This window comes from Streptomyces sp. V4I23 (assembly GCF_030817975.1).
GTDB lineage: Bacteria > Actinomycetota > Actinomycetes > Streptomycetales > Streptomycetaceae > Streptomyces.
Genome location: NZ_JAUSZW010000004.1, coordinates 1,380,039 through 1,405,031, shown reverse-complemented (window position 1 = coordinate 1,405,031; position 24,993 = coordinate 1,380,039). Strand labels below are relative to the sequence as shown.

23 protein-coding genes and 1 pseudogene are annotated in these 24,993 nt (G+C 73.0%); 11 read left to right on the top strand and 13 right to left on the bottom strand.

What is annotated here, in order from left to right; translation table 11 throughout:
• Positions 1-158 precede the first annotated feature (158 nt).
• Entirely contained in the window at positions 159-1,376 is a 1,218-nt protein-coding gene (locus tag QFZ82_RS08565; protein ID WP_307712570.1) for an aminotransferase class I/II-fold pyridoxal phosphate-dependent enzyme, read from the top strand.
• Between the two features lie 20 nt (positions 1,377-1,396).
• Positions 1,397-2,437, top strand: coding sequence for an MBL fold metallo-hydrolase (locus tag QFZ82_RS08560; protein ID WP_307712569.1), 1,041 nt, complete (start codon positions 1,397-1,399; stop codon positions 2,435-2,437).
• 24 nt (positions 2,438-2,461) lie between these two features.
• Here the strand turns inward: QFZ82_RS08560 and QFZ82_RS08555 are convergent, their stop codons facing one another.
• Both QFZ82_RS08555 and QFZ82_RS08550 read right to left on the bottom strand, forming a co-directional pair.
• On the bottom strand, positions 2,462-3,121 hold the full coding sequence (locus tag QFZ82_RS08555) for a DedA family protein (RefSeq protein ID WP_307712568.1): 660 nt from the start codon (positions 3,119-3,121) through the stop codon (positions 2,462-2,464).
• Positions 3,118-3,900 (bottom strand): MBL fold metallo-hydrolase, encoded by a 783-nt coding sequence (locus QFZ82_RS08550; protein WP_307712567.1) that lies wholly within the window; start codon positions 3,898-3,900, stop codon positions 3,118-3,120. Before QFZ82_RS08550 ends, QFZ82_RS08555 begins: the two co-directional genes overlap by 4 nt.
• A gap of 223 nt (positions 3,901-4,123) precedes the next feature.
• Here QFZ82_RS08550 and QFZ82_RS08545 point away from each other — a divergent pair, with 223 nt between their 5' ends.
• From QFZ82_RS08545 to QFZ82_RS08530, 4 genes are all read left to right on the top strand, one after another.
• Positions 4,124-6,208, top strand: a complete 2,085-nt coding sequence (locus tag QFZ82_RS08545; protein WP_373429407.1) for an alkaline phosphatase family protein — start codon at positions 4,124-4,126, stop codon at positions 6,206-6,208.
• 78 nt (positions 6,209-6,286) lie between these two features.
• Positions 6,287-7,678, top strand: a complete 1,392-nt coding sequence (locus tag QFZ82_RS08540) for an amino acid permease (protein WP_307712565.1) — start codon at positions 6,287-6,289, stop codon at positions 7,676-7,678.
• On the top strand, positions 7,638-8,681 hold the full coding sequence (locus tag QFZ82_RS08535; RefSeq protein ID WP_307712564.1) for a zinc-dependent alcohol dehydrogenase family protein: 1,044 nt from the start codon (positions 7,638-7,640) through the stop codon (positions 8,679-8,681). The genes QFZ82_RS08540 and QFZ82_RS08535 overlap by 41 nt, the downstream gene beginning before the upstream one ends.
• Before the next feature lie 130 nt (positions 8,682-8,811).
• Positions 8,812-9,231 (top strand): hypothetical protein, encoded by a 420-nt coding sequence (locus tag QFZ82_RS08530; protein WP_307712563.1) that lies wholly within the window; start codon positions 8,812-8,814, stop codon positions 9,229-9,231.
• On the opposite strand, the gene QFZ82_RS08525 is transcribed toward QFZ82_RS08530, so the two are convergent.
• From QFZ82_RS08525 to QFZ82_RS08515, 3 genes are all read right to left on the bottom strand, one after another.
• A complete protein-coding gene (locus QFZ82_RS08525) occupies positions 9,221-10,024 on the bottom strand; it encodes a helix-turn-helix domain-containing protein (RefSeq protein WP_307712562.1) in 804 nt (267 codons plus the stop codon). The two genes, QFZ82_RS08530 and QFZ82_RS08525, sit on opposite strands and share 11 nt — an antisense overlap.
• 34 nt (positions 10,025-10,058) lie before the next feature.
• Complete coding sequence (locus QFZ82_RS08520) at positions 10,059-10,478, bottom strand: SsgA family sporulation/cell division regulator (RefSeq protein ID WP_307712561.1); 420 nt, start codon at positions 10,476-10,478, stop codon at positions 10,059-10,061.
• 452 nt (positions 10,479-10,930) lie between these two features.
• Positions 10,931-11,986 (bottom strand): phosphatidylinositol-specific phospholipase C domain-containing protein, encoded by a 1,056-nt coding sequence (locus QFZ82_RS08515; protein ID WP_307712560.1) that lies wholly within the window; start codon positions 11,984-11,986, stop codon positions 10,931-10,933.
• A gap of 574 nt (positions 11,987-12,560) precedes the next feature.
• Here QFZ82_RS08515 and QFZ82_RS08510 point away from each other — a divergent pair.
• Complete coding sequence (locus QFZ82_RS08510; protein WP_307712559.1) at positions 12,561-14,102, top strand: ATP-dependent DNA ligase; 1,542 nt, start codon at positions 12,561-12,563, stop codon at positions 14,100-14,102.
• Between the two features lie 3 nt (positions 14,103-14,105).
• Here the strand turns inward: QFZ82_RS08510 and QFZ82_RS08505 are convergent, their stop codons facing one another.
• Positions 14,106-14,612: an FBP domain-containing protein gene (locus QFZ82_RS08505; RefSeq protein WP_307712558.1), complete on the bottom strand. Its 507-nt coding sequence runs from the start codon at positions 14,610-14,612 to the stop codon at positions 14,106-14,108.
• 102 nt (positions 14,613-14,714) lie between these two features.
• Here QFZ82_RS08505 and QFZ82_RS08500 point away from each other — a divergent pair, with 102 nt between their 5' ends.
• Complete coding sequence (locus tag QFZ82_RS08500; protein WP_307712557.1) at positions 14,715-15,017, top strand: 4a-hydroxytetrahydrobiopterin dehydratase; 303 nt, start codon at positions 14,715-14,717, stop codon at positions 15,015-15,017.
• Positions 15,018-15,589: 572 nt separating this feature from the next.
• Here QFZ82_RS08500 and QFZ82_RS08490 read toward each other — a convergent pair.
• Positions 15,590-16,063 (bottom strand): annotated as a pseudogene (locus QFZ82_RS08490) (CoA transferase); the annotation flags it as partial.
• Between QFZ82_RS08490 and QFZ82_RS08485 the strand changes: the two are divergent.
• Complete coding sequence (locus QFZ82_RS08485) at positions 16,063-16,461, top strand: MaoC family dehydratase (RefSeq protein WP_373429406.1); 399 nt, start codon at positions 16,063-16,065, stop codon at positions 16,459-16,461. The pseudogene QFZ82_RS08490 and the gene QFZ82_RS08485 overlap by 1 nt on opposite strands.
• A 42-nt stretch (positions 16,462-16,503) precedes the next feature.
• On the opposite strand, the gene QFZ82_RS08480 is transcribed toward QFZ82_RS08485, so the two are convergent.
• From QFZ82_RS08480 to QFZ82_RS08465, 4 genes are all read right to left on the bottom strand, one after another.
• Positions 16,504-17,052 (bottom strand): phosphatase PAP2 family protein, encoded by a 549-nt coding sequence (locus QFZ82_RS08480; RefSeq protein WP_307712556.1) that lies wholly within the window; start codon positions 17,050-17,052, stop codon positions 16,504-16,506.
• Between the two features lie 311 nt (positions 17,053-17,363).
• Positions 17,364-18,197 carry an aldo/keto reductase gene (locus tag QFZ82_RS08475; RefSeq protein ID WP_307712555.1) on the bottom strand — a complete coding sequence of 278 codons (834 nt, stop codon included), beginning with the start codon at positions 18,195-18,197 and terminating at the stop codon, positions 17,364-17,366.
• Positions 18,198-18,406: 209 nt separating this feature from the next.
• The gene (locus QFZ82_RS08470; protein ID WP_307712554.1) at positions 18,407-20,230 is read right to left on the bottom strand and encodes a long-chain fatty acid--CoA ligase; all 1,824 of its coding nucleotides are present in this window, start codon (positions 20,228-20,230) and stop codon (positions 18,407-18,409) included.
• 292 nt (positions 20,231-20,522) lie between these two features.
• Positions 20,523-21,419, bottom strand: a complete 897-nt coding sequence (locus tag QFZ82_RS08465; protein WP_373429256.1) for a LysR family transcriptional regulator — start codon at positions 21,417-21,419, stop codon at positions 20,523-20,525.
• 103 nt (positions 21,420-21,522) lie between these two features.
• Here QFZ82_RS08465 and QFZ82_RS08460 point away from each other — a divergent pair, with 103 nt between their 5' ends.
• Together QFZ82_RS08460 and QFZ82_RS08455 are read left to right on the top strand one after the other, a co-directional pair.
• Positions 21,523-22,560, top strand: a complete 1,038-nt coding sequence (locus tag QFZ82_RS08460; RefSeq protein ID WP_307712553.1) for a bile acid:sodium symporter family protein — start codon at positions 21,523-21,525, stop codon at positions 22,558-22,560.
• A gap of 125 nt (positions 22,561-22,685) precedes the next feature.
• On the top strand, positions 22,686-23,093 hold the full coding sequence (locus QFZ82_RS08455; RefSeq protein WP_307712552.1) for a (2Fe-2S) ferredoxin domain-containing protein: 408 nt from the start codon (positions 22,686-22,688) through the stop codon (positions 23,091-23,093).
• 609 nt (positions 23,094-23,702) lie between these two features.
• Here the strand turns inward: QFZ82_RS08455 and QFZ82_RS08450 are convergent.
• Both QFZ82_RS08450 and fdhD read right to left on the bottom strand, forming a co-directional pair.
• Positions 23,703-23,891: a DUF6381 family protein gene (locus tag QFZ82_RS08450; RefSeq protein ID WP_307712551.1), complete on the bottom strand. Its 189-nt coding sequence runs from the start codon at positions 23,889-23,891 to the stop codon at positions 23,703-23,705.
• Positions 23,892-24,153: 262 nt separating this feature from the next.
• A complete protein-coding gene (fdhD, locus tag QFZ82_RS08445; RefSeq protein ID WP_307712550.1) occupies positions 24,154-24,993 on the bottom strand; it encodes a formate dehydrogenase accessory sulfurtransferase FdhD in 840 nt (279 codons plus the stop codon).

Below are 24,993 nucleotides of genomic sequence, written 5' to 3'. Positions count from 1 at the left end.
ACGGGGGCTCGGCCGGCCCCGCCGCCACCGCCCGCGCGGCGGCATCGGCCAAACCTTCGTATAAAGGGCTAAAAGGCGGGCAGGCGTCCGACATCCGCAGAGCGGAGGCCGGGCACAGGCCCGCGCCGGTGAGCGCGCGAGCGTGTGGAGGTGGCGCGATGCAGGGCACGGCGTCCGAGGGACGTGGCCCCGTCCGGTACGGGCCGCACGCGCCCGAGACCGGGCTGCCGGTGCCGCAGGGCCCCGCCGCCGTCCTGGCCGGAGCAGCGGGCATCGCCCGCAGCGAGCCGCCCGGCGGCGGTCCGGCACTCCGCGAGGCGGCCTGCGGGTACTGGCAGCGGCGCGGCCTGCCGAGTGGTCTCTCCGAGGTCGTCGCCGCCTCCGGCGCACAGCCTCTGCTGTTCGCCCTGCTGGGCGCGTACGACGGCGACGTGCTCATGCCCCGCCCCTGCCCCGCTTGGTGGACGCCGCAGACACGGCTGCTGGGCCGCCCGGCCTACCACGTGCCGACCCCGGCCGAGTGCGGCGGCGTGCCGGACCCGTTCGCGCTGCTGGAGACCGTACGGCGGGTGCGCAGCGAGGGCGGCAGGCCACGGCTGCTCCTGCTGTGCGTCCCCGACGACCCCACCGCCACCGTCGCCCCGCCGGAGACCGTGCGCGAGGCCTGCGAGGCCGCCGTCGGCGAGGGGCTGCACATCATCAGCGACGAGACGTGGCGCGACACGCTCCACAGGCCGCGGGACACCGTCCTGGTCAGCCCGGCGGAGATGTGCCCCGGCGACGTCACGGTCATCAGCGATCTCGCGGGCGCCCTCACGCCCCAGTCCTGGCCCGTCGCGATCGCCCGTTTCCCGCCCGGCGAGGAGGGCGCCGTCCGGCGCGCCCGCACCCTGGACTTCCTCACCGCGCTGGGCGCCGCCGTTCCCGCGCCCCTCTCGGCCGCCGCGGCCCATGTGCTGGACGAGCCGCCCGAGACGGCCGAACGCGCGGTCCGTGCCGCCGCCCTGCACGCGCAGGTCGCCGCCGCCGTGCACCACGCCGTGCTCGTGGCCGGCGCCGTCTCCCGGCCTCCGCAGGCGGGCCGCCATCTCTACGCGGACCTCGGCCCGTTGCGCGGCCGGCTGGCCGAGCGCGGCGTCGGCGACTCCATGGAACTGGAGGAGTACCTCGGCGACCGGCTCCGTATGTCCGTCCCCGGCGGGCACCGCTTCGGCGACGAACTCGGCGCGCTGCGGGTGCGGCTGTCCACCGGGCCGCTGCTCGGCGCGACCGCCGAGGAGCAGCTGGCCGCGCTCGACTCACCCACCCCACTGGAACTGCCCCATGTCGAGCGGGCATTGAACAACCTCGGATCGGCCTTCGACGAGCTGCGCTGACGCGTTGACGGGAGACCAGGATGACGGAGCAGGCAGAACAGACCGGACCCGCACAGCACCCGGCGGACACGCGACCGGGTCGTACGGGGCTCCCGCCCCGCACGACCCGCCTGCTCGGCGAGGTCCGCATCTGGCCGAGATCCTTCGCCGACCGGCTGACAGCCCCTCTCCCGGGAGTCCGGGCGCTCGCCAGGCTCGCCAGGGAGGGCGCGGTACGCCCCGGCCCGGCGGGCCTGCGGGACATCCCGCTGCTGCCCTTCGCACCGGGCCCGCTGCCGGAGGCGGACGTCACCACCGTCGCCGTCACGTGGGCCGGGCACGCGAGCTGGGTGCTGCGCATCGGCGGGCTCACCGTCCTCACCGACCCCGTCTGGTCCCGCCGCATCCTCGGCACCCCGGCGCGCATCACTCCGGTGGGCGTGCGCTGGGAGGACCTGCCGCCCGTGGACGCGGTCGTCATCAGCCACAACCACTTCGACCACCTCGACGCGCCCACGTTGCGGCGACTGCCCCGCCGCACCCCGCTGTTCGTGCCCGCGGGGCTCGGCCGCTGGTTCCGGCGGCGCCGCTTCACCCGGGTCACCGAACTCGACTGGTGGGAGGGCGCCGAACTGGACGGCGTGCGCTTCGACTTCGTACCGGCCCACCACTGGTCCAAGCGCACCCTCCTCGACACCTGCCGCTCGCTGTGGGGTGGCTGGGTGCTCACCGACGGCCCGGGCCGCTCGGTGTACTTAGCGGGCGACACCGGATACGGGCACTGGTTCCGGGAGATCGGCCGCCGCCATCCGGGCATCGACCTGGCGCTGCTGCCCATCGGGGCGTACGCCCCGCGCTGGTGGCTCAGCGATGTGCACACCGACCCCGAGGAGGCCGTGCGCGCCTTCGAGGACCTCGGTGCGCGGAACATGGCGCCCATGCACTGGGCGACGTTCGTGCTCTCCGCGGAGCCCGTGCGGGAACCGCTGGAGCGGCTGCTGGCGGCCTGGGACCGCACGGGCCGGCCGCGCCACGAGCTGTGGGACCTGCCGGTGGGCGGCTCGCGGGTGCTGGCCGCGTGACCCGGGGCCGCGCCGGGCCGGCGCTCACGCCTCCCGGCGGGCCCCGATCCGGCGCAGCCTGCGCCATACCCCGGGCGCCCCGCTGACCAGCACGGTCAGGGCCACGGCCGCGAGCACGCCCTGCCACGGCTCGGCGAACAGCGACCCGCCCAGGATGCCGATCAGTCCGTACGTCGCCGCCCACGCCAGGCACGCCGGAGCATCCCCGCGCATGAAGCTGCGCAGCCCCATCCGGGCCAGCAGGCAGGCCAGCATGACGGGGATCCGTCCGGCCGGCACCAGACGCGACAGCACCAGCACCGCCACCCCGTGCCGGGCCAGCTTCTCCTGGGCCTGCTCCAGCCGGTCGGGCGCCGCGCGCTCGCGCAGTGCGGAGAGCCGGCGCGAACCGTTCTTCGAACGCACGCCGCGCCGGCCGAGCCAGTACAGCGTCACGTCCCCGACGAAGGCGGCCAGCGACGCGACCAGGAAGACGAACAGCAGGGCGTAGGGAGCCGTCTGATGGAAGGCCACCACCGCCGCGGAGCTGACGAGCGCGCCGGTCGGCACCACGGGCACCAGTGCTCCGAGCGCCACCAGCAGGAACAGCGAGGGATAGCCGACGGCCTGCTGCGTCGACTCCGGCGGCAACAGCGGTGCCGGGAGCGCGAGCTGGGCCGCCGTCGCCGGGATCCCGGGGATCACCGCCCGGCCCCCGGCCTGACGCGCTCGCCGTGCCCGAGCCGGTGCACGGCGACCCTCGGCGCCAGCCGGGCCGCCTTGCGGACGAACTCGTCGCCCGGCGCGTAGAACTCGTGCGGCCGCACGCCGTCCATCCCGATCGGCCAGTACGTGCCGTAGTGGACGGGCACGGCGGCGCGGGGCGCGAGCGAGGCGAGCGCCTGCGCCGCGCGCCCCGCGTCCAGGTGGCCGTGGCCCAGGTACGGACCCCAGCCGCCGACGGGAAGCAGCGCCACGTCGACCGGGCCGACCTCGTCGGCCATGGAGTCGAACAGGCCGGTGTCGCCCGCGAAATACGTGTCGGCCTCGCCGCTGACCACATAGCCGAGCGCGGGGGAGCGGTGCGGCCCCAGCGGCAGCCTGCGTCCGTCGTGCAGCGCGGGCACGGCCCGTACGCGCAGCTCGTCGACCCGCACCTCGTCGCCGGGCGCGACCTCGGTCACGCGCAGGCCGGCCGTCGCGGCGACCCGCCGCAGCCCCGGCACCGAGCGAGCCGCGCCGCGCGGCACGACCAGCCGCGTCCCCGGCGCGAGCCGCGCGAGGGAGGGCAGATGGAGGTGGTCGGAGTGCAGGTGCGAGACGAGCACGGCCTCGGCGACGGTGGCCTCGGCGGGCGGCAGCGCGCCGCGGCGCCTGCGCAGATGGGCCAGCCGCCGCACGAGCAGCGGGTCGGTCAGCACCCGGACCCCGGAGTCCTCGATCGTGCAGGTGGCATGGCCCCACCAGGTGATCTCCACCGGCACGCGACGCCTCCTCGCAGCAGCTGCCCGTCCCCGTACGAGCGTAGTTGTCCAGGGGCTCGTCCGTGCGGGTCCCCGGCGGACCGCCGCTTGCGGGGGCCGCGCTGTGACACGCTGGAGTCCTGCTCCAGGGGTGAGGTGAGCACGCGTGGTCGAAGGGCGGTGGCGCACTGCCGGAAGAGCCGTCTTCCGGGTCGTGGTGGTGTGGGGCGTGTCGACCGCGACCATGCTGGCGCTCGCCGGGCTGCTGCCCGACTTCCGTCTCCAGTCCCCAGACGGCGACAGCATCACGCGCACGGCGGTCACCGCCGGCTGGGGCGCAGGCGCCTTCGGTCTGCTCGGAGCCCTGGTGTGGCCGGTGATCGTACGGGCCCTGCTGCTCGTACCCGCGCTCGTGCTCGGCCTGCTCGTCTTCTTCCTCAACGGCTCGCTGCTGCTCATCGCCCTGTGGCTGATCCCGGACGGCCGCGGCGCAGCGAACCCGGAGACCGCCGTCGTCGTGGCCGCCGTCATGTCCGCCGTCGCCTCCGCGACCTCCACCGCGCTCGCCGTCCGCGACGACGACGCCTACCGGCGCCGGCTCTCGCGCCTGGCCCACCGCCGCAGCCGCCGACGCGGTGACGGCTCCGGGCGATCGCGTGCGCCCGGCACGGTCTTCGTCCAGCTCGACGGCGTCGGCCACGACGTGCTGCTGCGGGCGGCCGGGAGCGGCGTGATGCCCACCGTGGCGAGCCGGCTCGGCGACACGCACCGCCTCACGCCCTGGCGGACCGACTGGTCCAGCCAGACCGGTGCCAGCCAGCTCGGCATCCTGCACGGCTCCAACCACGACGTGCCCGCCTTCCGCTGGTACGAGAAGGACCGGCGCAGGATCGTGGTCAGCAACCGCCCGGCGAGCGCGGCCGAGCTGCAGCGCCGCGCCGTCGAACGGACCGCCGACGGCGGGCTGCTGACCGTGGACGGGGCGAGCCGCGGCAACCTGTTCAGCGGCGGCGCGGACCAACTCGCCCTGGTGCTGTCCGTCGCGGCACGCCGTGGCCGGGCCAACCGCTCGCGCGCCGGTTACTTCGCGTACTTCTCCGATCCGGCGAACGCCGTCCGCACCGCCGTGTCGTTCGTCGCCGAGGTCGCCCGCGAGATCGGCGAGTCGACGCGCGCCCGGCTGCGCGGCGACGAGCCGAGGGTCGGCCGCGGCGGGCTCTACCCGTTCATCCGCGCGTTCGCCACCGTCGTCGAACGCGACGTGGTGGTCGCCGCGGTGATGGGCGACATGCTCGCCGGACGCACCGCCGTCTACGCCGACCTGGTCGGCTACGACGAGGTGGCCCACCACTCCGGGCCGCACAGCCGCGACGCGCAGGCGGTGCTGGAGCGGCTGGACCGGTCACTCGCCCTGATCGCCAAGGTCGCCGAGCACGCGCCCCGCACCTACCGGATCGTGCTGCTGTCCGACCACGGCCAGAGCCCGGGGAGCACCTTCGAGGACGCGTACGGGCTGACTCTGCGCGATCTGGTGCGCGCGGGCTGCGGATTGCCGGTGCCGCGCCGCGCCGAGCGCTCCAAGAGCGGGGCGGAGGCCCGCGACGCCGCCCGGAACGCGCTGCGCACCGCCCTGCACCGGGACGTGGACGAGGACGGCGAGCTGGAGCAGGCCGGGGCCGGCTCCGACCCGATCGTGCTCGCGTCGGGCAATCTCGCGCTGATCTCGTTCCCCGACGTGCCCCACCGGGTGAGCCGGGAGGAGATCCAGCGCCGGTACCCCGCCCTGCTGCCGACTCTCGCCGACCACCCGGGCATCGGGTTCCTGCTCGTGCGCAGCGAGCGGCACGGGTCGGTGGTGCTCGCCGCGGGCGGTGCGGCCGTGCCGCTCGCCGACCTCGAGGAGGGCGACGGCGCCGGGCCGCTCGCCGCATTCGGCCCGGGCGCGGTGGACGCCGTCCGGCGCACCGACGGGTTCCCGCACGTCGCGGACATCATGGTCAACTCGATGTACGACCCGAGGACGGGCGTGGTGCACGCCTTCGAGGAGCAGATCGGTTCGCACGGGGGGCTCGGCGGGGAGCAGTCGAAGGCGTTCCTGCTGTCCCCGCTGGAGCTGTCGCCGCCGGTCCGGCCCGGCCGTGAGCTGATCGGTGCGGAGCAGGTGCACCGGGTGCTCAGGCGCTGGCTGCGGGAGTGCGAGGGCCCGCAGGTCCCGATCGGGACGCGCGCCGCCCCGCCGGAGGACGTGCCGGATTTTTCCCGGTGGGACCACCAAGCGGAAGAAGAAATTCCGGTTATTGAGGGTCCCGTGCCGGACGAAAAGATGTGATTTTGTCCAGCCTCTCCCGTACCGGACCATGTCCCGGTCCCCAGGAACACCACGTACGGGAAGAAGGCTGCCCACCCCATGACCCAGCACGAAGAACAGAGCAGGCACGCCCGCGGGTTCGGGCTGCCGGTCGCCACCGCTCTGGTCATGGGCAACATCATCGGCGGCGGGATCTTCCTGCTCCCCGCCTCCGTCGCCCCGTACGGCACCATCAGCATCGCCGCCTTCGGCGTGCTCACCCTGGGCGCGATCGCCCTGGCGCTGGTCTTCGGCCGGCTCGCCCGCCGCCATCCGCAGACCGGCGGCCCGTACGTCTACGCCCGTGCGGCCTTCGGTGACTTCGCCGGATTCCTGACCGCCTGGTCGTACTGGATCACCTCCTGGGTCTCGAACGCGGCGCTCGCCGTCGCCGGCGTCGGCTACCTCGACGTGCTGATTCCCGTGCACGACTCGCTCGCCGCCACGATCGCCGCCGCCCTCGCCCTGCAGTGGCTGCCCGCACTCGCCAACCTGGCCGGCACCCGCTACGTCGGCGCCGTCCAACTCGTCGCCACCGTCCTGAAGTTCGCGCCCCTGCTGCTCGTCGCCGTCGGCGGCCTGTTCTTCTTCGACGCCGACGCGCTCGGCCCCTTCCGCGCCACCGACGACAGCATGGCCGGCGCGCTCTCGGCCTCCGCCGCGATCCTGCTCTTCAGCTACCTCGGCGTCGAGTCCGCAGCGGTCAGCGCCGGCGAGGTCCGCGACCCCGAGCGCAACGTCGGCCGTGCCACCGTCCTCGGCACCGTGGCGGCCGCCGTCGTCTACCTGCTCGGCACCCTCTCCGTCTTCGGCACCGTCGGCCAGGAGAACCTCGTCGGCTCCACGGCCCCGTTCACCGACGCGGTCGACGTCATGTTCGGCGGCACCTGGGGCGGTACGGCCGTGGCCTGCGCGGCGCTCGTGTCCATCTTCGGCGCGCTCAACGGCTGGACCCTGCTCAGCGCGCAGACCCCCTACGCGGCGGCCCGGGACGGCCTGTTCCCCGAGGTGTTCGCGACCAAGCGGCGCGGCGCGCCCACGGCCGGCGTCCTCGCCACCGTCGTCCTGGCCTCCCTGCTGACCGTCTACAACTACACCGCGGGCTCCGAGGGCGTCTTCGAGATCCTCGTGCTCGTCACCACTTTCACCGCCACCGTGCCCTATCTGCTCGCGACCGCCGCGCAGATCTCCTTCCTCCTGTCCGGACAGTCCGAGCGGGTGCACCGCGGCCGGCTGGTCCGCGACGCGGTCCTGGCCTTCGCCGCGTTCGGGTTCTCCATGTGGCTGGTCGCGGGCTCCGGGTACGCGGCCGTGTACCAGGGAGTGCTCTTCCTCTTCGCCGGTGTGCTGGTGTACGCCTGGATGTCGGCCCGAAGGATCAAGGCCGCCCGGCAGCAAGGAGAGGAAGCGGATGCGAGCCGTCGTGTTCCAGGAGTTCGGCAAGCGGCCTGAGATACGGGAGGTGCCCGACCCGGTCCCCGCGCCCGACGGCGTCGTGGTCAAGGTCGAGGCGACCGGGCTGTGCCGCAGCGACTGGCACGGCTGGATGGGCCACGACAGCGGGATCGCCCTGCCGCACGTCCCCGGGCACGAACTGTCCGGCGTGATCGCCGCCGTGGGCGCCGGTGTGACCGGCTGGTCGGCCGGCGACCGCGTCACCGTCCCGTTCATCTGCGCCTGCGGCCGCTGCGCGGCCTGCTCCCGCGGTGCCCAGCAGGTCTGTGAACGCCAGGAACAGCCCGGCTTCACCCACTGGGGCTCCTTCGCCGAGTACGTTCCCGTCCACCACGCCGACACCAACCTGGTGGCCCTGCCCGACGGCATGCCGTACGCCACGGCCGCGAGCCTCGGCTGCCGGTTCGCGACCGCCTTCCGGGCGGTCGCCGGCCAGGGCCGCGTACGCCCGGGGGAGTGGGTGGCCGTGCACGGCTGCGGCGGAGTCGGCCTGTCCGCCGTGATGATCGCCGCGGCGGCCGGGGCCCGAGTCGTCGCCGTCGACGTGTCGCCCGGAGCGCTGGAGATGGCGCGCACCTTCGGCGCCGAGGTGGCCCTCGACGCCTCCGCGCTGCGGGGCGGCGTCCCCGAGGCCGTCCACGAGGCCACGGGCGGCGGCGCCGACCTCTCGCTCGATGCCCTCGGCGCGGCAGTGACCTGCGAGAACTCCATCCGCAGCCTGCGCAGTCAGGGCCGCCACGTCCAGGTCGGCCTGCTCCCCTCGGGAGCCCACGTCCCCATGGACCGCGTCGTCGCCCTGGAACTGGAGATCCTCGGCAGCCACGGCATGGCCGCGCACGACTACCCCGCCATGATGGCGATGGTCGCCTCCGGCGCGCTGCGCCCCGAACTGCTCGTGACGGCCGAGATCACCCTCGACGCCGTCCCCGACGCGCTGATGGCACTGGACACCGCGCCCGCCACGGGCGTCACGGTGATCACCCCGCACGCCGCGCCCTGAGGCGCATTACCTCCGGCGTAATCGACGGTCCTGCGGCCGGAGGGCAGTCTGAGGTCACCGGAGCCCGGGCGGCGCACTCCGTCCGGGCTCCGGGTCCCGTCCGTACGACCTCGATGGAGGCTGATCCGTCATGTCCCAGGCCCTGCTCGCCGGCATCTCCCGTACCACCGAGCCCCGGACGATGCTGCGCCGCTTCCTCGCCGTGGACGCCGCCGTCACCGGGGCCAACGGGGTCGCGTACGCCGCCGCGTCCGGGCCGATCGGCCGCTTCCTCGGGGTCGACGACGTGCTCCTGTTCGGCGTGGGGATCTTCCTCACCGTGCTGGGCGCATCCGTCGGTCTGCTCGCCGCCCGGCCCCACCCGCCCGTGCCGCTGGTCAAGGCGGTCATCGACGCCAACATCGTCTGGCCCCCGCTCAGCCTCGCCGCGCTCGCGCTCTGGCTGGAGCCGACCCCGGCCGGCGCGGTGTGGACCGTCCTCCAGGCCGTGACCGTGGCAGGACTCGCGGCCCTGCAGTGGTCGGCGCTGAAGGCGACGGCTAGGGCGTGAGCGACTGCAGGTACGCGACCGTCGCCGGGTCGGCCGGGAGGAACGTCTCGATGGCCAGCTCGGCGACGGTCACGTCCAGCGGGGTGTTGAACGTCGAGATGGACGAGACGAAGGACAGGACGCGCCCCTTGTGCTCGATCCGCAGGGGGAGCGCGAAATACGGGTAGGGCGTGGGGTCCTCGCGGTCGTCCGGGCCGCCGCCGCCCTCGGGCAGGGGGTATGCGGCGACCTCGTCGTACAGCTCACGCAGCGTCGCCGAACGGGCGAGCGCGATCTGCCGCTCCATCTGGGCCAGCAGATGACCGCGCCACTCGCGCAGGTTGCGGATGCGCGGGGCGAGCCCCTCGGGGTGCAGTGTGAGCCGCATGCCGTTCAGCGGAGGTGTGAGCAGGTGCTCGGGCAGGCCGTCGAGCAGCATCGCGATGCCGCGGTTCGCCGCCACCACGGTGTACGAGCCGTCGACGACGACGGCCGGATACGGCTCGTACCCCTGAAGCAGCCGTTCGATGCCCTCGCGCAGGGCGCCCAGGGAGTCGACGGGCGTCTCCGCGTACCGCGGGGCGTAACCGGCGGCGAGCAGCAGCGCGTTGCGCTCCCGCACGGGTACGTCGAGGTGCTCGGCGAGCCTGAGGATCATCTCCTCGCTGGGCCGGGAGCGGCCCGTCTCGACGAAGCTGATGTGGCGCGCCGAGGAGTCGGCGCGCAGCGCCAGTTCCAGCTGGCTGATCCGGCGCCGCTCGCGCCAGCCCCGCAGCAGCGGCCCTACACCCGTACCGGAAACGACAGTTGTCATACCCCGACCGTATTACGGGGCTGCCCACGGCCTGTCAGCCCCTCGCCTCCCCGAGCAGCGCCGCGAGCGCCTGCTCGATGTCCATGGCCGCGCTCTCGGCCGAGGCGGGCACCGCCGCGTACGCGTAGATCAGGAAGCGGCGCAGGGTCGCGGTGTCGAACTGGAGCAGCGCGACGCCCTCCGGAGAGCGCAGCTCGACCATGGTCTGTACGCGTCCGCAGGGCCAGATGTGGACGTCGCCCTCACCGGAGGGGGCGCGCAGTCCGGAGTCGAGCAGGCTGCGGGCGAAGGTCCACGTGACACCCGTGTCGTTGAGGCAGGCCTCCGGCGGGAAGATCATGCGGACGGCGAGCGGGTCGGTGTCGCGGTAAAGCAGAATCACCGGCACGGCCAGGGAGTGGGGCGCGTCGCTGATGAGACGGGCCACGACGGATTGCTCGATGGAGGGTGACATCGCTCGCTCCTCTTGGTGCTGTGCGGTCTGCTCCTTCTGCATGGGACGACGTCACGGCAGGGCTCACCCGTACGCGAGCTACACCAGTGGCGCGTGTGACCTGCATCACCCACCTTCGAACTCCGGAGCCCGAATGGCCAGACCTCTGCGCCATCGCATTTCCCCGTAAAAGGGGCGACTGCCCGGTAGGGTCCGCTGATTCCGCGCTTCGGGTCCGATCGTCCGCTTTTCGGGCGGTGCGCCGGTGGCCGAAAGCCGCCGACGCGGGCGTGAGGGAAAGGGGAGCCCCAGCCGGACGGGGGTTTCCGGCCGGGGCGGTCAGAGGGCGGGGGGCCTGGGACGCCGTCCCGGCCGCGCTCACCTATAGGTGAACGATAAACCACCGGCGGGCGTTCCCGTCGTTCCCCAGGCCCTCGTGTGATGTGCGTTACTCCGAGTAAAGCTCTGGCCGTCTAACGGGCGCCCCGGGGCGTCACCGTCGCCAGTACCGAGGGCAGCGGGTACCAGTCGGCCGACACCACGCTCGCGTGCCGGCCCGCGAGCAGCGCCACCCGGTCCCGTGCCTGCGCCTCGGTCGGCCGCGTGCCGTCGATCGCGGGCGCGACCTGGTGCGCGGCGGTCATGACGACCAGGTAGTGGTTGCGGTCGTACCAGGTGGTGTCGACCGAGCCGCCCGCGTACGTGCTCGCGTCACCGTCGAACACGACGAACCACGGCCGGAGCGACGCGTCCGCGTACCGGGTGCGCGGGTCGCCCGCGGCGGCCTTGTGCACCGCCGGGAAGGCGCCCGCCTCGCGGAGGCGGCCCGCCGCCCCGAGGTCACGCAGATGCCCGGCGTACTCGCGGTCGGTCCAGAGCGAGTCGGCAGGATTCCCCTGCTCGACCGTGCCCGGGATGAGCTCGACGACGAACCGGCCGGCCATCGCGGAGCGGGCCGGCCAGCCGTTCGCCCGCACGGCCGTGTCCAGGTCCGGATGCCCGCCGGCCAGCTCGGCCGGCCGGAACAGCGCGTCGCCGAGCTTCGCGGTCAGCAGCGCGTCCAGCTCGTCCGGGCCGCGGCCGAGGTTGTTCCGGAAGCCGTCCTTGAGCTCGATCTTCACGAGGACGGGCCGGTGCCCGGGGTGCGCGTCGTGCCAGGCCCTCATGTCGGCCAGGCAACCGCCGAGGTCCTGGTTCCTGGGCTTCGTGCGCAGCTCGCCGACGTGCGCGGCCCCCACGCAGTTGTTGTCGTTTCCCAGCGGGTTGTTGTGCGAGACGCGCCACGACCTGCCGAAGGCGTTCGTCCAGGCGTCGATCTCCAGCATGCCGGCGCCGGAGTCGAGGGCGTCCGCGAAGTACGGGTATTTCGCCTTCTCGTAGGCGTTGTGCACGCCGACCCAGGTGGCGGCGGAGTAGGGCAGCTGCCCCGGGTCCGCGGCCGGTGCGGCCGCCTCGGCGGGAGCGGGAGCGGCGGCGATCAGTCCGGCCGCGACGGCGCCGGTCACGACGGCGCGCAGGAGGTTCCCCATGGGCCTCTGTCCTTGTGTCGAGTGGTCAAGTCGACGGAACGGTAGGCCAGTTGAGCGACACAGGGGGAGACAGTACCCGGCCGTTGCGTGGTCCCGGCAGGGGCGCGCCTCATGGGGGCTTCGCCCCCGGCCATTGGCTTCGGGGTCATCGCCCCGGGCCCGTGCTCTCCCGGGCTGCGCCCCGGACGGCATGGGCCCTCTGTCCTGGAGGGGGCTGCGCCCCCTGCACGCACCGCCCTTCGGGCGCTGCCGGGAGCTCCCCCTGCGGCCTGGCGGCCATGGAGGAGCCTCCGGGCAGGTTGTCGCCGCGCGATACAGCGGGCGGCCGGGCGAGACGGCCGCCCCCGTGGTTCCGGGGCCGTCCGGCACAGCCGAGGGTGCTCCGAGCCCGCGCGTCCGGCGGCTGGGTCCGGCCGCGCTGGGAGAACTCAGCCCCGCCGGCGTTTGAGGCGCGGGGTTCGGGGCGGAGCCCCGACAAGGGCGCGGTGCCCAAGGGTGGGGAGCCTCGGCATGGGCCGGGGGCCGGGGCGGAGCCCTGGGTGCGAGGGCAGGGCGCGCGAGGCACCATGGGCGCATGCTTCTCGCCCGACTCGCCGACGTGTCCCGAGAGGTCGCCGCCACGTCCGCCCGCTCCCGGAAGACCGCCGCGCTCGCGGAGCTGTTCGCCGAGGCCCGCCCCGAGGACGTCGCCCTCGTCATCTCGTACCTCGCCGGACGCGTCCCCCAGGGGCGCATCGGCATCGGCTGGAGCGTGCTCAGGGAGCCCGTACCGCCCGCCGCCGCGCCCGGGCTCACCGTCACCGAGACGGACGCCGCCCTCACCGCGCTCGCCGAGGTCGCGGGCCCTGGCGCACTGGCCGAGCGCCGCAGCCGGGTGCGCACCCTCATGGCCGCCGCCACGGCCGAGGAGCAGCACTTCCTGATCCGCCTCCTCACCGGCGAGGTGCGTCAGGGAGCCCTCGACGCCGTGGCGCTGGAGGCGGTCGCCAAGGCCGCCGGCGCGCCCGCCGCCGACGTACGCCGCGCCGTGATGCTCGACGGATCGCTGCCGAGGGTCGCCCGCGCCCTGCTCGCCGACGGACCCGAGGCCCTCTCCCGGTTCAGGCTGCGCGTGGGCAGCCCGGTGCAGCCGATGCTCGCCCACACCGCGAAGTCCGTGACCGAGGCCGTCGCGGCGCTCGGCACCGGCTGCGCGGTCGAGGAGAAGCTCGACGGCATCCGCGTCCAGGTGCACCGCACCGGGGGCGACGTCCGCGTCTACACCCGGTCCCTCGACGACATCACGGCCCGCCTGCCCGAAGTGGTATACAGCGCACGGGAGATGGCGGGGGACCGGTTCATCCTCGATGGCGAGGTCATCGCCCTCGGACCGGACGGTCGCCCCCTCCCGTTCCAGGACATCGCCTCCCGCGTCGGCTCTCGCCTCGACGTGGAGGCCGCGCACGCCGCACTGCCGCTGTCGCCCGTCTACTTCGACGTCCTCGCCGCCGACGGCGAACCCGTCCTCGACCTGCCCGGCGACGAACGGCACGAGCACCTCGCCCGGCTCGTACCCGAACCGATGCGCGTCCGCCGCCACGTCGTCGCCGATCCCGCCTCCCACGAGCAGGTCGCCGCGGCGGAGGCGTTCTTCGCCGAGACCCTGCGCCTCGGCCACGAGGGCGTCCTCGTCAAGGCCCTCGACGCGGCCTACGTCGCCGGCCGCCGGGGCCGCGCCTGGCTGAAGGTCAAGCCGGTGCACACCCTCGACCTCGTCGTCCTGGCCGCAGAATGGGGACACGGGCGGCGCAGGGGCTTCCTGTCCAACCTCCACCTCGGCGCGCGCGCCGAGGACGGCGGCTTCGTCATGCTCGGCAAGACCTTCAAGGGCCTCACCGACGAGATGTTGCGCTGGCAGACCGGAAAACTGCGGGAACTCGCCGTCGACGACGACGGGTTCACCGTCCGCGTCCGCCCCGAGCTCGTCGTCGAGGTCGCCTACGACGGGTTGCAGCGCTCGCCCCGCTACCCGGCCGGTGTCGCGCTGCGGTTCGCCCGCGTGCTGCGCCACCGGCCCGACAAGAGCGCGGACGAGGCCGACACCATCGAACAGGTCCTCTCGGCCGCAGGGCGGTGACCCTCAGCGCACGCCGAGCACCTTGTCCGCGAACGCGGACAGATTCTGCGTCGTGCGCGCGATCTGCTCCTCGAGCGTCAGACTCTCCTCGTACCGCCCGTGCCGCAGCTTCGGCTGCTTCTTCCCCCGCACGTACAGCGAACAGGCCAGGTCCGCGCAGAGGTACGTACCCACCGTGTTGCCCTCGCGTCCGGCCGCACCGGCCAGCGGCGCGGCGAACAGCGTCACCCCCGAGGACGCGTGCCCGGTGAGACACGCATGGCACATGCTCGACTTCATCGCGCTCGTGCGGCCGGTGGACGGGATGCGCAGGGTGATGCCGACCAGCCCGTCCTCGCGCGGCAGCACCATGTGCGCCTTCAGCGGCGCTCCCGGGTCCACCCAGCCGAGAAAGTCGAGGTCGTCCCAGGGCAGTTCGGAGAAGTCCGCGGGCAGGCGCATCCGCGACGCCTCGCCCTTCGTGCAGTTGACGAAGGACGCGCGGATCTGTTTGTCGGTCAAAGGTTCCACTCGGTGGAACGTACACAGCGCGTCCCGGTGCAGGCATCCGAATTACGGGGCATCGGATCTATGGTGTCCCCGTCCGTCGCCCCCTCCGGAAGGATCACGGTCATGCCCACCGAGCCGCTGTCGCAGAAGGAGATCGAAGACCGTCTGCGGGAACTTCCCGGCTGGTCGCTCGAAGGCGACCGCATCGCCCGCTCCTACCGCCTCTCCTCGCACTTCGCCGCGACCGCCATGGTCGTGCACATCGCACAGATCCAGGAGGAGCTGAACCACCACTCCGACCTCACGCTCGGCTACAACACCCTGGCCCTGACCGTGCACTCCCACGACGTGAACGCCCTCACCGAACGGGACTTCGCCCTCGCCGAGCGCGTCGAGGAGATCGCCCCCGGGCACGGCGCGAACTGACGCCCTGGCATGCTCGACTACGACCGTGAGGCCGCCGCCCACGACGCCACGCGCGGCGGCGTACCGCGCGCCGAGGCCGCAGCCGCCGCCGTCCTCGGGCTCGTCCCGCCGAGCGCCCGCACCCTGCTCGACATCGGCTGCGGTACCGGTCTGCGGCCTCCCGCGGGGATGGTCCCTGGCCGACCACCACGGCCACGTCCTTGCGCCCGTGACTCCCCGCACCCGCGGGGATGGTCCCGTTCGGGTCCGCGGGGGCTCGGCCTTTCCGGCCGCTCCCCGCACCCGCAGCCTCTGGCACGGCCTTGCCGCCTTGTACGCGACAAGACCGCCACGATCGCGCCGAGCTGCGGCTCGCGGTCCTGCATGCTTCTCGGGGCTGTACCTACTCCTGGGAAACGGTCTCGTCCAGGTGGCCTCACCGGCCAGGAGCCGGCTCCGGCTCATCCAAGGACAGCAGTGCGCGAGCCCATTGCAGGCGCGGCAGGTCGATCATTTGGCCGTCCACCCGGACCGCGGCGCCGTCGGCTCCGGTGGCTGCCTGAACGACCCGTTCTGCCCAATGAAGCTCTGCCGGAGATCTCCAGCTGAGAGCCCTTTCCGGTTCGCGCAAGCTTCAGCAGTGCGGTGAGGATGCCGGAGTATGCGTACATGCCGGCGCAGATGTCGGCGATGGACAGTCCCACCTTGGCGGGGGTGTCGGGAGTACCGGTGATGGAGAGCAGCCCGGCCTCGCTCTGGACGAGCAGGTCGTAGGCCTTGCGGTCGCGGAAGCCACCGCTACTGCCGTAGCCGGAGATGTCGCAGGTGATCAATCGAGGGTGGCTCAGCCCAAGAGCCTGATGGCCGATGCCCAACCGGGCGGCAGCTCCCGGAGCGAGGTTTTGGACCAGTACATCGGCTCGGTCGACCAGGGCGTGCAGTTGTCGGTTGCCCTCGGGTGAGCGGACGTCGAGCTGCACGCTCTCCTTGCCGCGGTTGAGCCACACGAAGTGGCTCGACATGCCGCGCACCGTTCGGTCGTACCCCCGGGCGAGATCCCCGCTGCCTGCACTTCGACCGCCACTACTCGGCCGGCACCCAGTGGGGCAAACCCCTTGTGGATTCGACCTTCACGCTGGCCCTGGTCACTGGTCAGAGCGTCACCGACATCTCCCAGCACGTGATGGCCAACCTGGGCTGGGATCGAGTGAGGCTGCCCAACCCTGTCTTCGAAGGCGACACCCTCTACTCGCAGTCCGGGGTTCTCAGTACCCGCGAATCGGCGAGCCGCTCTGACGTCGGCATCATCACCGTCCGCACCATCGGCTTCAACCAGGACGGCGTCATCGTCATCACCTTCGAGCGGACCCTGATGGTCTACCGCAAGGGTCACGGCCCCCTCTTCAGCTTCGTGGAACCCGTCTGGGACGAGCGGTCCCGTAAGGCAGCCGGCCTGGAGGCCTGACGTCCGCGAGGCGGCAGTGCAGAAGGGCCTTTTGCCGACGCGCTACAACAGGCTGCGGAGCAGCAGGCGGGGTGCGCGGTGGACCAACAGGGCGCCGGCCAGACCGATGGCGGCGCCGGCCGCGATGTCACTGGGGTAGTGCGCTCCGGTATGGACGCGCTCGAGGGCCACCATCGCCGTGGGGACGGCGGTCGCGGCTGCCCACCACGGCGAAGTGGTGGCCACCGCGGCGGTGAAGCCCACGGCGGCGGCGGTGTGCCCGGAGGGGAAGGAAGAGCTGTCCGGCCGGTCTTCGACGTCGTCATGCGGGATCATCTGCTCGGGCGGCCTGCGCCGCTCGTACAGCTGCTTGCACACCGCATTCGACATGACTTGCGCAGTGAGCATGCTCAGTACCCCCGCCGCCGCAGCCTTGCGCTGGGTGCGCCCTCCGGCGGTGGCCATGGTCAGCGCGGCTGCCCACCACAGTTTGGTTCCCTGGGCCGCGGACTCCACTGCCGGAAGCACCTGCCTGGCCCAGGGCGAGTCCCAGGAGGCGGCCCGGCGGGTCAGCCGGCGGTCGAGGCGACGGGCGTCATCGAGGAAGCGCATGATCACCTGCTTCCCGTCGTCCGGCACCCGACACATCAGCCTCTGCGCCTCGGCCCGGGAGAGGGGCAGTGGTCGCCCGTCTCCTTGCGTTCCTGATCACTCCATGTGCGAGTGTCGCGGGGCCCCGAGCCGTGACCGGGTGCCCGGCCGCGAACGCACCGGACGCCCACGCGTCGCGGCCCGCTCACTGTCCCTCTCCCCGACGATCGGCACCCTCCTCGCACCGGGGCACTGACAGCGTCCGGACACGACGACGGCGCAGCCACGTGCCCGCGGCTGCGCCGGATCGTCGGAGCCGAACAGGGCGTGGCTCAGGCGAGGTTGAACTCCGCCGGGTCCGGGCCGAGTCGCTTGCCCTCGTCGAGCGCGGCGAAGGCGGCCAGGTCGTCCGCGTCCAGCTCGAAGCCGAACACGTCGATGTTCTCCCGGATCCGGGACGGCGTGACGGACTTGGGGATGACCACGTTGCCGAGCTGGAGGTGCCAGCGCAGCACCACCTGGGCGGGGGTGCGCCCGTGCTTCTGGGCGACCGCGACGACCGTGGGCACCTCCAGCAGGCCCTTGCCCTGGCCGAGCGGGGACCACGCCTCGGTCGCGATGCCGTGGCGGGCATGCGCCTCGCGGGACGCCGACTGCTGAAGCTGCGGGTGCAGTTCGATCTGGTTGACGGCCGGGACGACCGAGGTCTCGCCGATCAGCCGCTCCAGGTGCTCCGGAAGGAAGTTGGAGACGCCGATGGCCTTGGCGCGCCCCTCCGCGTGGATCTTCTCGAAGGCGCGGTAGGTGTCCACGTAGGCGTCCTTGGCCGGCACCGGCCAGTGGATGAGGTACAGGTCGACGTAGTCGAGGCCGAGCCTGTCGAGGGAGGCGTCGAACGCGCGCAGCGTCGCGTCGTAGCCCTGCTCGCTGTTCCACAGCTTGGTGGTGACGAAGAGCTCCTCGCGGGCGATGCCGGACTCGGCGACAGCCTTGCCCGTGCCCGCCTCGTTCTTGTACACCGCGGCGGTGTCGATGCTGCGGTAGCCGGCCTCCAGGGCCGCCGTGACGGCCTGCGCCGCCTCGTCGTCGGGCACCTGCCAGACACCGAAGCCGAGCTGCGGCATGGCGACACCGTTGTTGAGGGTGAGGGAGGGGACCTTGCTCACGAGCGGTCGATCCTTACGTCGTCGGTCGGTACTCACAGGGTCAACGATCACATCCGGGGACGCATTCCCAGGGACGGTCCGGCTCGATGCGGCGGCGGTACCGGCGCGCGGACCTCGTTGACCGCCCGCCCGCCCGCCCGCCCGCGCGGTCCGGGCCCTGCCCCGTACGTCCACCGTGCCCGCGCCCGCCACCTGGGCGGCGGCGGACGTCACTGGTACAGGGCGTCCACCTCGGCCGCGTACGCGTTCTCGATCGCCTTCCGCTTCAGCTTGAGGGAAGGCGTCAGCAGACCGTGCTCCTCGCTGAAGGGGTGGGCGAGTATCCGGAACGTACGGATCGACTCGGACTTCGACACGAGGGTGTTCGCGGCCACCACCGCGCGCCGGATCTCCATCTCCAGATCCGGGTCGCGCACCAGTTCCGCCGGCGGCAGCAACGCCTTGCCCTGGATCGTCAGCCAGTGGTCGACGGCCTCCGGGTCGACGGTGACGAGGGCGGCGATGTACGGGCGGTCGTTGCCGACGACGAGGCACTGGGCCACCAGCGGATGCGCGCGCACCCGTTCCTCCAGGGCGGCGGGCGAAACGCTCTTGCCGCCGGACGTCACCAGGATCTCCTTCTTCCGGCCGGTGATCGTCAGGTAGCCGTCCTCGTCGAGTGCGCCGAGGTCGCCCGTGGCCAGCCACTCGTCGTGCAGCACGGCGTCCGTGGCCTTCGGGTCGTTCAGATAGCCGGAGAAGATGTGGCCGCCGTGCAGCCAGATCTCGCCGTCCTCCGCGATGTGCACGGTGGTGCCCGGGATCGGCTGGCCGACCGTGCCGTAGCGGGTGCGCTCGGGCGGGTTGGCGGTGGCCGCCGCGGTGGACTCGGTCAGCCCGTAGCCCTCGTAGATCGTGACGCCGGCACCGGCGAAGAACAGCCCGAGGCGGCGGTCCATGCCCGAGCCGCCGGACATCGCGTGGCGGACCCGGCCGCCCATCGCGGCGCGCACCTTCGCGTACACGAGCTTCTCGAACAGCTGGTGCTGGACGCGCAGGCCCGCCGAGGGACCGGGACCGAGTCCGAACGCCCGGTGCTCCAGGGCCTCCGCGTACTTCACGGCCACCTCGACGGCCTTGTCGAACGCTCCCGCCCGGCCCTCGGTCTCCGCCTTGCGGCGGGCGGCGTTGAAGACCTTCTCGAAGATGTAGGGAACGGCGAGGATGAACGTCGGGCGCAGCGAGGCAAGATCGGGCAGCAGCGCGCTCGCCTGCAGCACCGGCTGGTGGCCGAGCTTGACGCGGCCCCGGATCGCGGCGACCTCGACCATGCGGCCGAAGACGTGGGACAGGGGCAGGAACAGCAGCGTCGCGGCCTCGTCCCCCGGCCGGGAGTGGAACACCGGCTCCCAGCGGCCGACCATGGTGTCGGACTCGAACATGAAGTTGGAGTGTGTGATCACACAGCCCTTGGGACGGCCCGTCGTGCCCGAGGTGTAGATGATCGTCGCGATCGAGTCCGGGGTGACGGCCCGGCGGTGGCGGTGCACCACGTCGTCGTCGATGTGCGCCCCGGCCTCGAACAGTTCGGCCACGGCTCCGGCGTCGAGCTGCCACAGCCGCTTCAGCTGCGGCAGGCGGGCGATCACCGAGCCGATGGTCATCGCGTGGTCCTCGTGCTCCACCATGCAGGCCGAGACCTCGGAGTCGTGCAGCATCCAGTAGACCTGCTCGGCGGAGGACGTGGGATACACGGGCACGGAGTGCGCGCCGACCGTCCACAGCGCGAAGTCGAAGAGGGTCCACTCGTAGCGGGTGCGAGACATGAGGGCGACGCGGTCGCCGAAGCGGACGCCGTGCGCGAGCAGTCCCTTGGCCAGCGCCAGCACCTCGTCGCGGAACTGCGCCGACGTGACGTCCTGCCACCGGCCCTGGTCGTCCTTGCGGGCGAGTGCCACGCGGTCCGGATCGTCCTGGGCATGGTCGAAGACCGCGTCCGCCAGTCCGCCGACCTGAGGCGCCGCGGCCAGGGGTGGGACAGTGAACTCGCGCAATGGCCTGCTCCTTGTGGCGCTCCGCACAGCGCCGTGACCGTACCCCACCGTTACCCCGGGCGGGAGGGGCTGCGTGGAGGGAAGACGAAGGTCATCGGCACAGGTCAGCGGCGCAGCCGGGTGGCTGGGGCGGTCGGTCGAGGACAATTCTGACCTCAGAGTAAGTACGGCGGGCCGGAATCTCCACCGAATCTGTACGCGGTGATCACCGACGCTCTACCGGGCGCCGACATTGGTCCACACCTGGTGGGGGACGCTCCGGCCCGGGCAGGCCCGCGGCTGTGCTGTCGGCTCAGCGGGGTGCCGGGCCGTGCAACCGGTCGCCCGCCGCCAGGAGCGCGTCGGCGAGGGCCGACGCCGCCTCCTGCGCCGCGGGCCGTCGCCGCCCCTGGAGCAGGACGAAGTCGACCGTGCCGAGATCGGGCAGCCCCGACCGGTCCGGGACGGCGACCAGACCCGGCGGGATGAGCCCGCGCGTGTGCGCCATCACGCCGAGCCCGGCGCGGGCCGCGGCCACCAGGCCGCTGAGGCTGCCGCTCGTGCACGCGATCCGCCAGGAACGGCCCTCCCGCTCCAGCACGTCGAGCGCGCGGGCCCGGGTGACCGCGGGCGGCGGAAACAGGATCAGCGGAAGGGGCCGCTCGGGATCCGGGCGTACGCCCTTGGCCGCGATCCAGACCATGCGGTCGCGCCAGACCAGCTCCCCGTGCGAGGCGCCCGGCCCGCGCTTGGCGAGCACCAGGTCGAGGCGGCCCGCCTCCAGGCGTCTGTGGAGCGTCCCGGACAGCTCCACCGTCAGCTCCAGGTCGACCTCGGGATGGTCGCGGCGGAACGACTCCAGGATCTCCGGGAGCCGCGTCAGCACGAAGTCCTCGGAGGCCCCGAACCGCAGCCGGCCGCGCAGCCGGGTGCCGGTGAAGTACGCCGCGGCGCGCTCGTGCGCCTGGAGGATCGTCCGCGCGAAGCCGAGCATCGCCTCGCCGTCCTCCGTGAGTTCGACGGTGTGCGTGTCCCGGGCGAACAGCGGCCGGCCGGTCGCGTCCTCCAGCCGGCGCACGTGCTGGCTCACCGTCGACTGCCGCAGCCCGAGGCGACGGGCGGCCTGCGTGAAGTTCAGCGTCTGCACGACGGCCAGGAAGGTGCGCAGCTGCGTCGGGTCGTACACGCCTCCCACGGTAGCGCCGCTCATCACGAAACGCGATGGCAGTCAGAGTGGTGTACGGGATTCCCGATCGCCTCGCCGCACAGGACCATGGAGAGGGCACGTCCTGATCCGAGAGCAAGTGGAGCTCATGAACCGCCGCCGTACCCCGCGCCTGCCGTCCTGGCTGCCGATCGACCCGTACATCCTCGCCCTGCTGGGGACCGTGGCGCTGGCCGCACTGCTGCCCGCCTCGGGCACCGTGGCCGACGTGGCGGGCGGCGCGTCCACCGTGGCGGTGGCCCTGCTCTTCTTCCTCTACGGCGCCCGGCTGTCGACCCGCGAGACGCTCGACGGGCTGCGGCACTGGCGGCTGCACGTGACCGTGCTCGCCGCGACGTTCGTGGTCTTCCCGCTGCTGGGTCTCGCCGCGCGCGGGCTCGAACCGCTCGTCCTGACGCCCGAGCTGGCGAACGGACTGCTGTTCCTGTGCCTCGTGCCCTCCACGATCCAGTCGTCCATCGCCTTCACGTCGATGGCCCGCGGCAACGTGCCGGCGGCGATCTGCGCCGGCTCGTTCTCCAGCCTCGCCGGCATCGTGCTCACACCGCTCCTGGCGGCTCTGCTGCTGGGCGGCAACGCGGGCGGCTTCTCCGCGGACTCGCTGCTGCGGATCGTGCTGCAACTGCTCGTTCCGTTCGTGGCGGGCCAGTTGCTCAGCCGCTGGGTGGGCCGCTTCCTCGCCCGGCACAGGCAGGTGCTCGGATACGTCGACCGCGGCTCGATCCTGCTGGTCGTCTACACGGCCTTCAGCGAGGGCATGGTCGCGGGGGTCTGGCACCAGGTGACCCCGGCCCGGCTCGGCGGCCTCCTCGCGATCGAGGCGCTGCTGCTCGCACTGATGCTGACGCTGACGTGGTTCGGCGCGAAGCGGCTCGGCTTCGGCCGGGCGGACCGGATCGCGATCCAGTTCGCGGGATCGAAGAAGAGCCTGGCGGCGGGCCTGCCGATGGCGGCGGTGCTGTTCGGCGCGCAGGCGAGCCTGGCCGTGCTGCCGCTGATGCTGTTCCACCAGCTGCAGCTGATGGTGTGCGCGGTGATCGCGAAGCGCCGCGCACGCGGTGGGGCCCTCGCCGCCTCCGCCCCGCGCCCTGGGGCGTCCGCGCCCGCCGCACTGCAGCACCGATGAGCGGCTCCTGACCAGCGAGGGACCGTGCGCCGCCTCCTGCCGCTCGAACCAGGCGCTGATCGTCCTGATGGCCGAGTCCGGCCCCTCTTGCCGCGGCCCTGCCGTGCGCCTGGGAAGATCAGCCGGTGACGACGTTCGCGATACGACCCTTCGGCGCCCGCCCCTGCACCCTCGTCGTCTGCCGGGGGTGCTGCTGCGGCGACGCCCGCAAGAATCCCGGGACCGACCACGCCGGCCAACTCGCCCGTCTGCGCGGCGCGGCCGACGCGTCCGGTGGGCGTCTCGCCGTGCGCACCAGCGACTGCCTCGGCCCCTGCGGCCAGGCGAACGTCATCGTCGTGCAGCCCTCCACCGAAGGCCGCCGCCGCGGAGCCCGTGCCGCCTGGATCGGCTGGGCCCTCGACGACGACGCCACCGACGACGTGATCGCGTGGGCCGAGGCCGGCGGCCCCGGCATGGCCGAGCCGCCGGCGACCCTGACGCTCCAGATGATCCCGCCGCCTTCGGACGCCCGCCGCCGGGCCGGCCGCTAGAGCCGGGCTTGACGAGCAGGGAGGTTCCTACGAGTCCGGCATGTTCGACGCCGCGTTCGACTGATCGGCGGACGCATGGGGCCCGGCCCGGGATCATCAGTCCGGGCCGGGCCCGCGCACGGCCGTGCCGGCCGTCTTCGGGAGGACGAATCGGGTGTGCTGGAGGAGCGGGACGGCTTCGCGCACCACGTGCTCGGCACCCCGCCGAGCTCGAGGCGGCTCGGGCCGGCTCGGTCACGTGGTGTGCTCGGTGACGAAGTCCGCGATGGCGTCCTGCATTTGTTGCAGGCCAGGCTCTTCAACGGGGTAGTGGCCGGCGTTGTCCAGCATGACCGTGTCGACGGGGCCCTCGTGATACGGGACACCACGGGCAGGCTCAGCTGGTGGTCGTAGGAGGGCGTCGTGCCGGGTTTGACCTGGGTGTGTGGGGCGCGCGACGTGCACGTCGGACGCCGAGGCGGCCCTCCTCCCCGGCCGGGGAGGAGGGCCGCCGTTGCCACGGTCGGTCGCGGGCGGGTGCAGCATGAACGCGGTCCGCACCGTGATCCGACGACCGGCGGTCCCGAGAGGTGCGCGTGGACGCCAGGGACCTGCCGCCGGTTCGCGTCGTCACATGGGGGTGATGTCCTCGTCGCCCCGGAGGTCGGCCTGCTTGCTCTGCGCGCGGAGCCTGCGGGCCTGGTCCTGCAGCTGGCGGCGCTCGTCCGGGTCGGTCGCGCGCTCCGCGGCCTCTTGCAGGTCCTGCACCTTCTGGCGCATCTGCTCGGAACGGCGGCCGGGGTCACCTGAAACGCTCATGATCGCTCCTTGATCTGGGGGAGAGCGGACCACCTCAGCGAAGCAATGCCCCCGGGCCTGCGCATCCGGAGCGGTCACCCACCGCTATTCCCGCAGATCGGCCGGGGTCGTCTCTCGGTCGATTCGTCGATCGTTTCGTGGGCGGCGGCCGGAACCGCCTGGAGGTCTGTCCGTGCAGCCGTCGCCGCACGCGACGGAAGGACCCGGCCGGCGCAGGGGGCGCTCCCCGCCGGCCGGGTCGCTGTCCCGTGCCGCGGGGCGCTCAGACCCCGGTGCCCAGGGCGATGCGCTCGTCGCCCGCGTACACGTTCATGTTGGCGCCGCGCAGGAAGCCGACCAGTGTCAGGCCCGTCTCGGCCGCCAGGTCCACCGCGAGCGACGACGGCGCGGAGACGGCCGCGAGCATGGGGATGCCCGCCATCACCGCCTTCTGCGCCAGCTCGAACGACGCCCGCCCGGACACGAGGAGGATCGACCGGGACAGCGGCAGCCGGTCGTCCCGGAGAGCGCGGCCGACGAGCTTGTCGACGGCGTTGTGCCGGCCCACGTCCTCCCGTATGTCCAGCAGCTCGCCCTCGGGCGAGAACAGTGCCGCCGCGTGCAGGCCCCCCGTCCGGTCGAAGACCTGCTGCGCCGCGCGCAGCCGGTCGGGGAGGCCGGCGAGCAGCGAGGGCTCGACGCGGACCGGGGGAGTGTCGGCGATCGGGAACCGGGCGGTCGTCCGGACGGCGTCCAGGCTCGCCTTGCCGCACAGCCCGCAGGACGACGTCGTGTAGACGTTGCGCTCCAGCGTGATGTCGGGAACGGCGACGCCGGGCGCGAGTTTCACGTCCACCACGTTGTAGGTGTTCGAACCGTCGGCCTGCGCCCCCGCGCAGTACACGATCGACTGGAGCTCCTCGGCCGCCCCGAGCACCCCCTCGCTGACCAGGAACCCGGCCGCCAGCGCGAAGTCGTCGCCCGGAGTGCGCATGGTGATCGCCAGGGGCCTGCCGTTGAGCCGGATCTCCAGCGGCTCCTCCGCCACCAGCGTGTCGGGGCGCGAGGACACCGCCCCGTCCCGGATGCGGATGGTGCGGCGGCGCTCGGTGACCCGTCCCAT

Coding starts and splice junctions, on each gene's coding strand:
- QFZ82_RS08450 (WP_307712551.1), bottom strand. CDS start 23,891: ATGAGCGTTTCAGGTGACCCCGGCCGCCGTTCCGAGCAGATGCGCCAG.
- QFZ82_RS08530 (WP_307712563.1), top strand. CDS start 8,812: ATGTCCCAGGCCCTGCTCGCCGGCATCTCCCGTACCACCGAGCCCCGG.
- QFZ82_RS08520 (WP_307712561.1), bottom strand. CDS start 10,478: ATGTCACCCTCCATCGAGCAATCCGTCGTGGCCCGTCTCATCAGCGAC.
- QFZ82_RS08565 (WP_307712570.1), top strand. CDS start 159: ATGCAGGGCACGGCGTCCGAGGGACGTGGCCCCGTCCGGTACGGGCCG.
- QFZ82_RS08460 (WP_307712553.1), top strand. CDS start 21,523: ATGAACCGCCGCCGTACCCCGCGCCTGCCGTCCTGGCTGCCGATCGAC.
- QFZ82_RS08500 (WP_307712557.1), top strand. CDS start 14,715: ATGCCCACCGAGCCGCTGTCGCAGAAGGAGATCGAAGACCGTCTGCGG.
- QFZ82_RS08465 (WP_373429256.1), bottom strand. CDS start 21,419: ATGAGCGGCGCTACCGTGGGAGGCGTGTACGACCCGACGCAGCTGCGC.
- QFZ82_RS08560 (WP_307712569.1), top strand. CDS start 1,397: ATGACGGAGCAGGCAGAACAGACCGGACCCGCACAGCACCCGGCGGAC.
- QFZ82_RS08480 (WP_307712556.1), bottom strand. CDS start 17,052: ATGCGCTTCCTCGATGACGCCCGTCGCCTCGACCGCCGGCTGACCCGC.
- fdhD (WP_307712550.1), bottom strand. CDS start 24,993: ATGGGACGGGTCACCGAGCGCCGCCGCACCATCCGCATCCGGGACGGG.
- QFZ82_RS08515 (WP_307712560.1), bottom strand. CDS start 11,986: ATGGGGAACCTCCTGCGCGCCGTCGTGACCGGCGCCGTCGCGGCCGGA.
- QFZ82_RS08525 (WP_307712562.1), bottom strand. CDS start 10,024: ATGACAACTGTCGTTTCCGGTACGGGTGTAGGGCCGCTGCTGCGGGGC.
- QFZ82_RS08535 (WP_307712564.1), top strand. CDS start 7,638: ATGCGAGCCGTCGTGTTCCAGGAGTTCGGCAAGCGGCCTGAGATACGG.
- QFZ82_RS08510 (WP_307712559.1), top strand. CDS start 12,561: ATGCTTCTCGCCCGACTCGCCGACGTGTCCCGAGAGGTCGCCGCCACG.
- QFZ82_RS08540 (WP_307712565.1), top strand. CDS start 6,287: ATGACCCAGCACGAAGAACAGAGCAGGCACGCCCGCGGGTTCGGGCTG.
- QFZ82_RS08545 (WP_373429407.1), top strand. CDS start 4,124: ATGCTGGCGCTCGCCGGGCTGCTGCCCGACTTCCGTCTCCAGTCCCCA.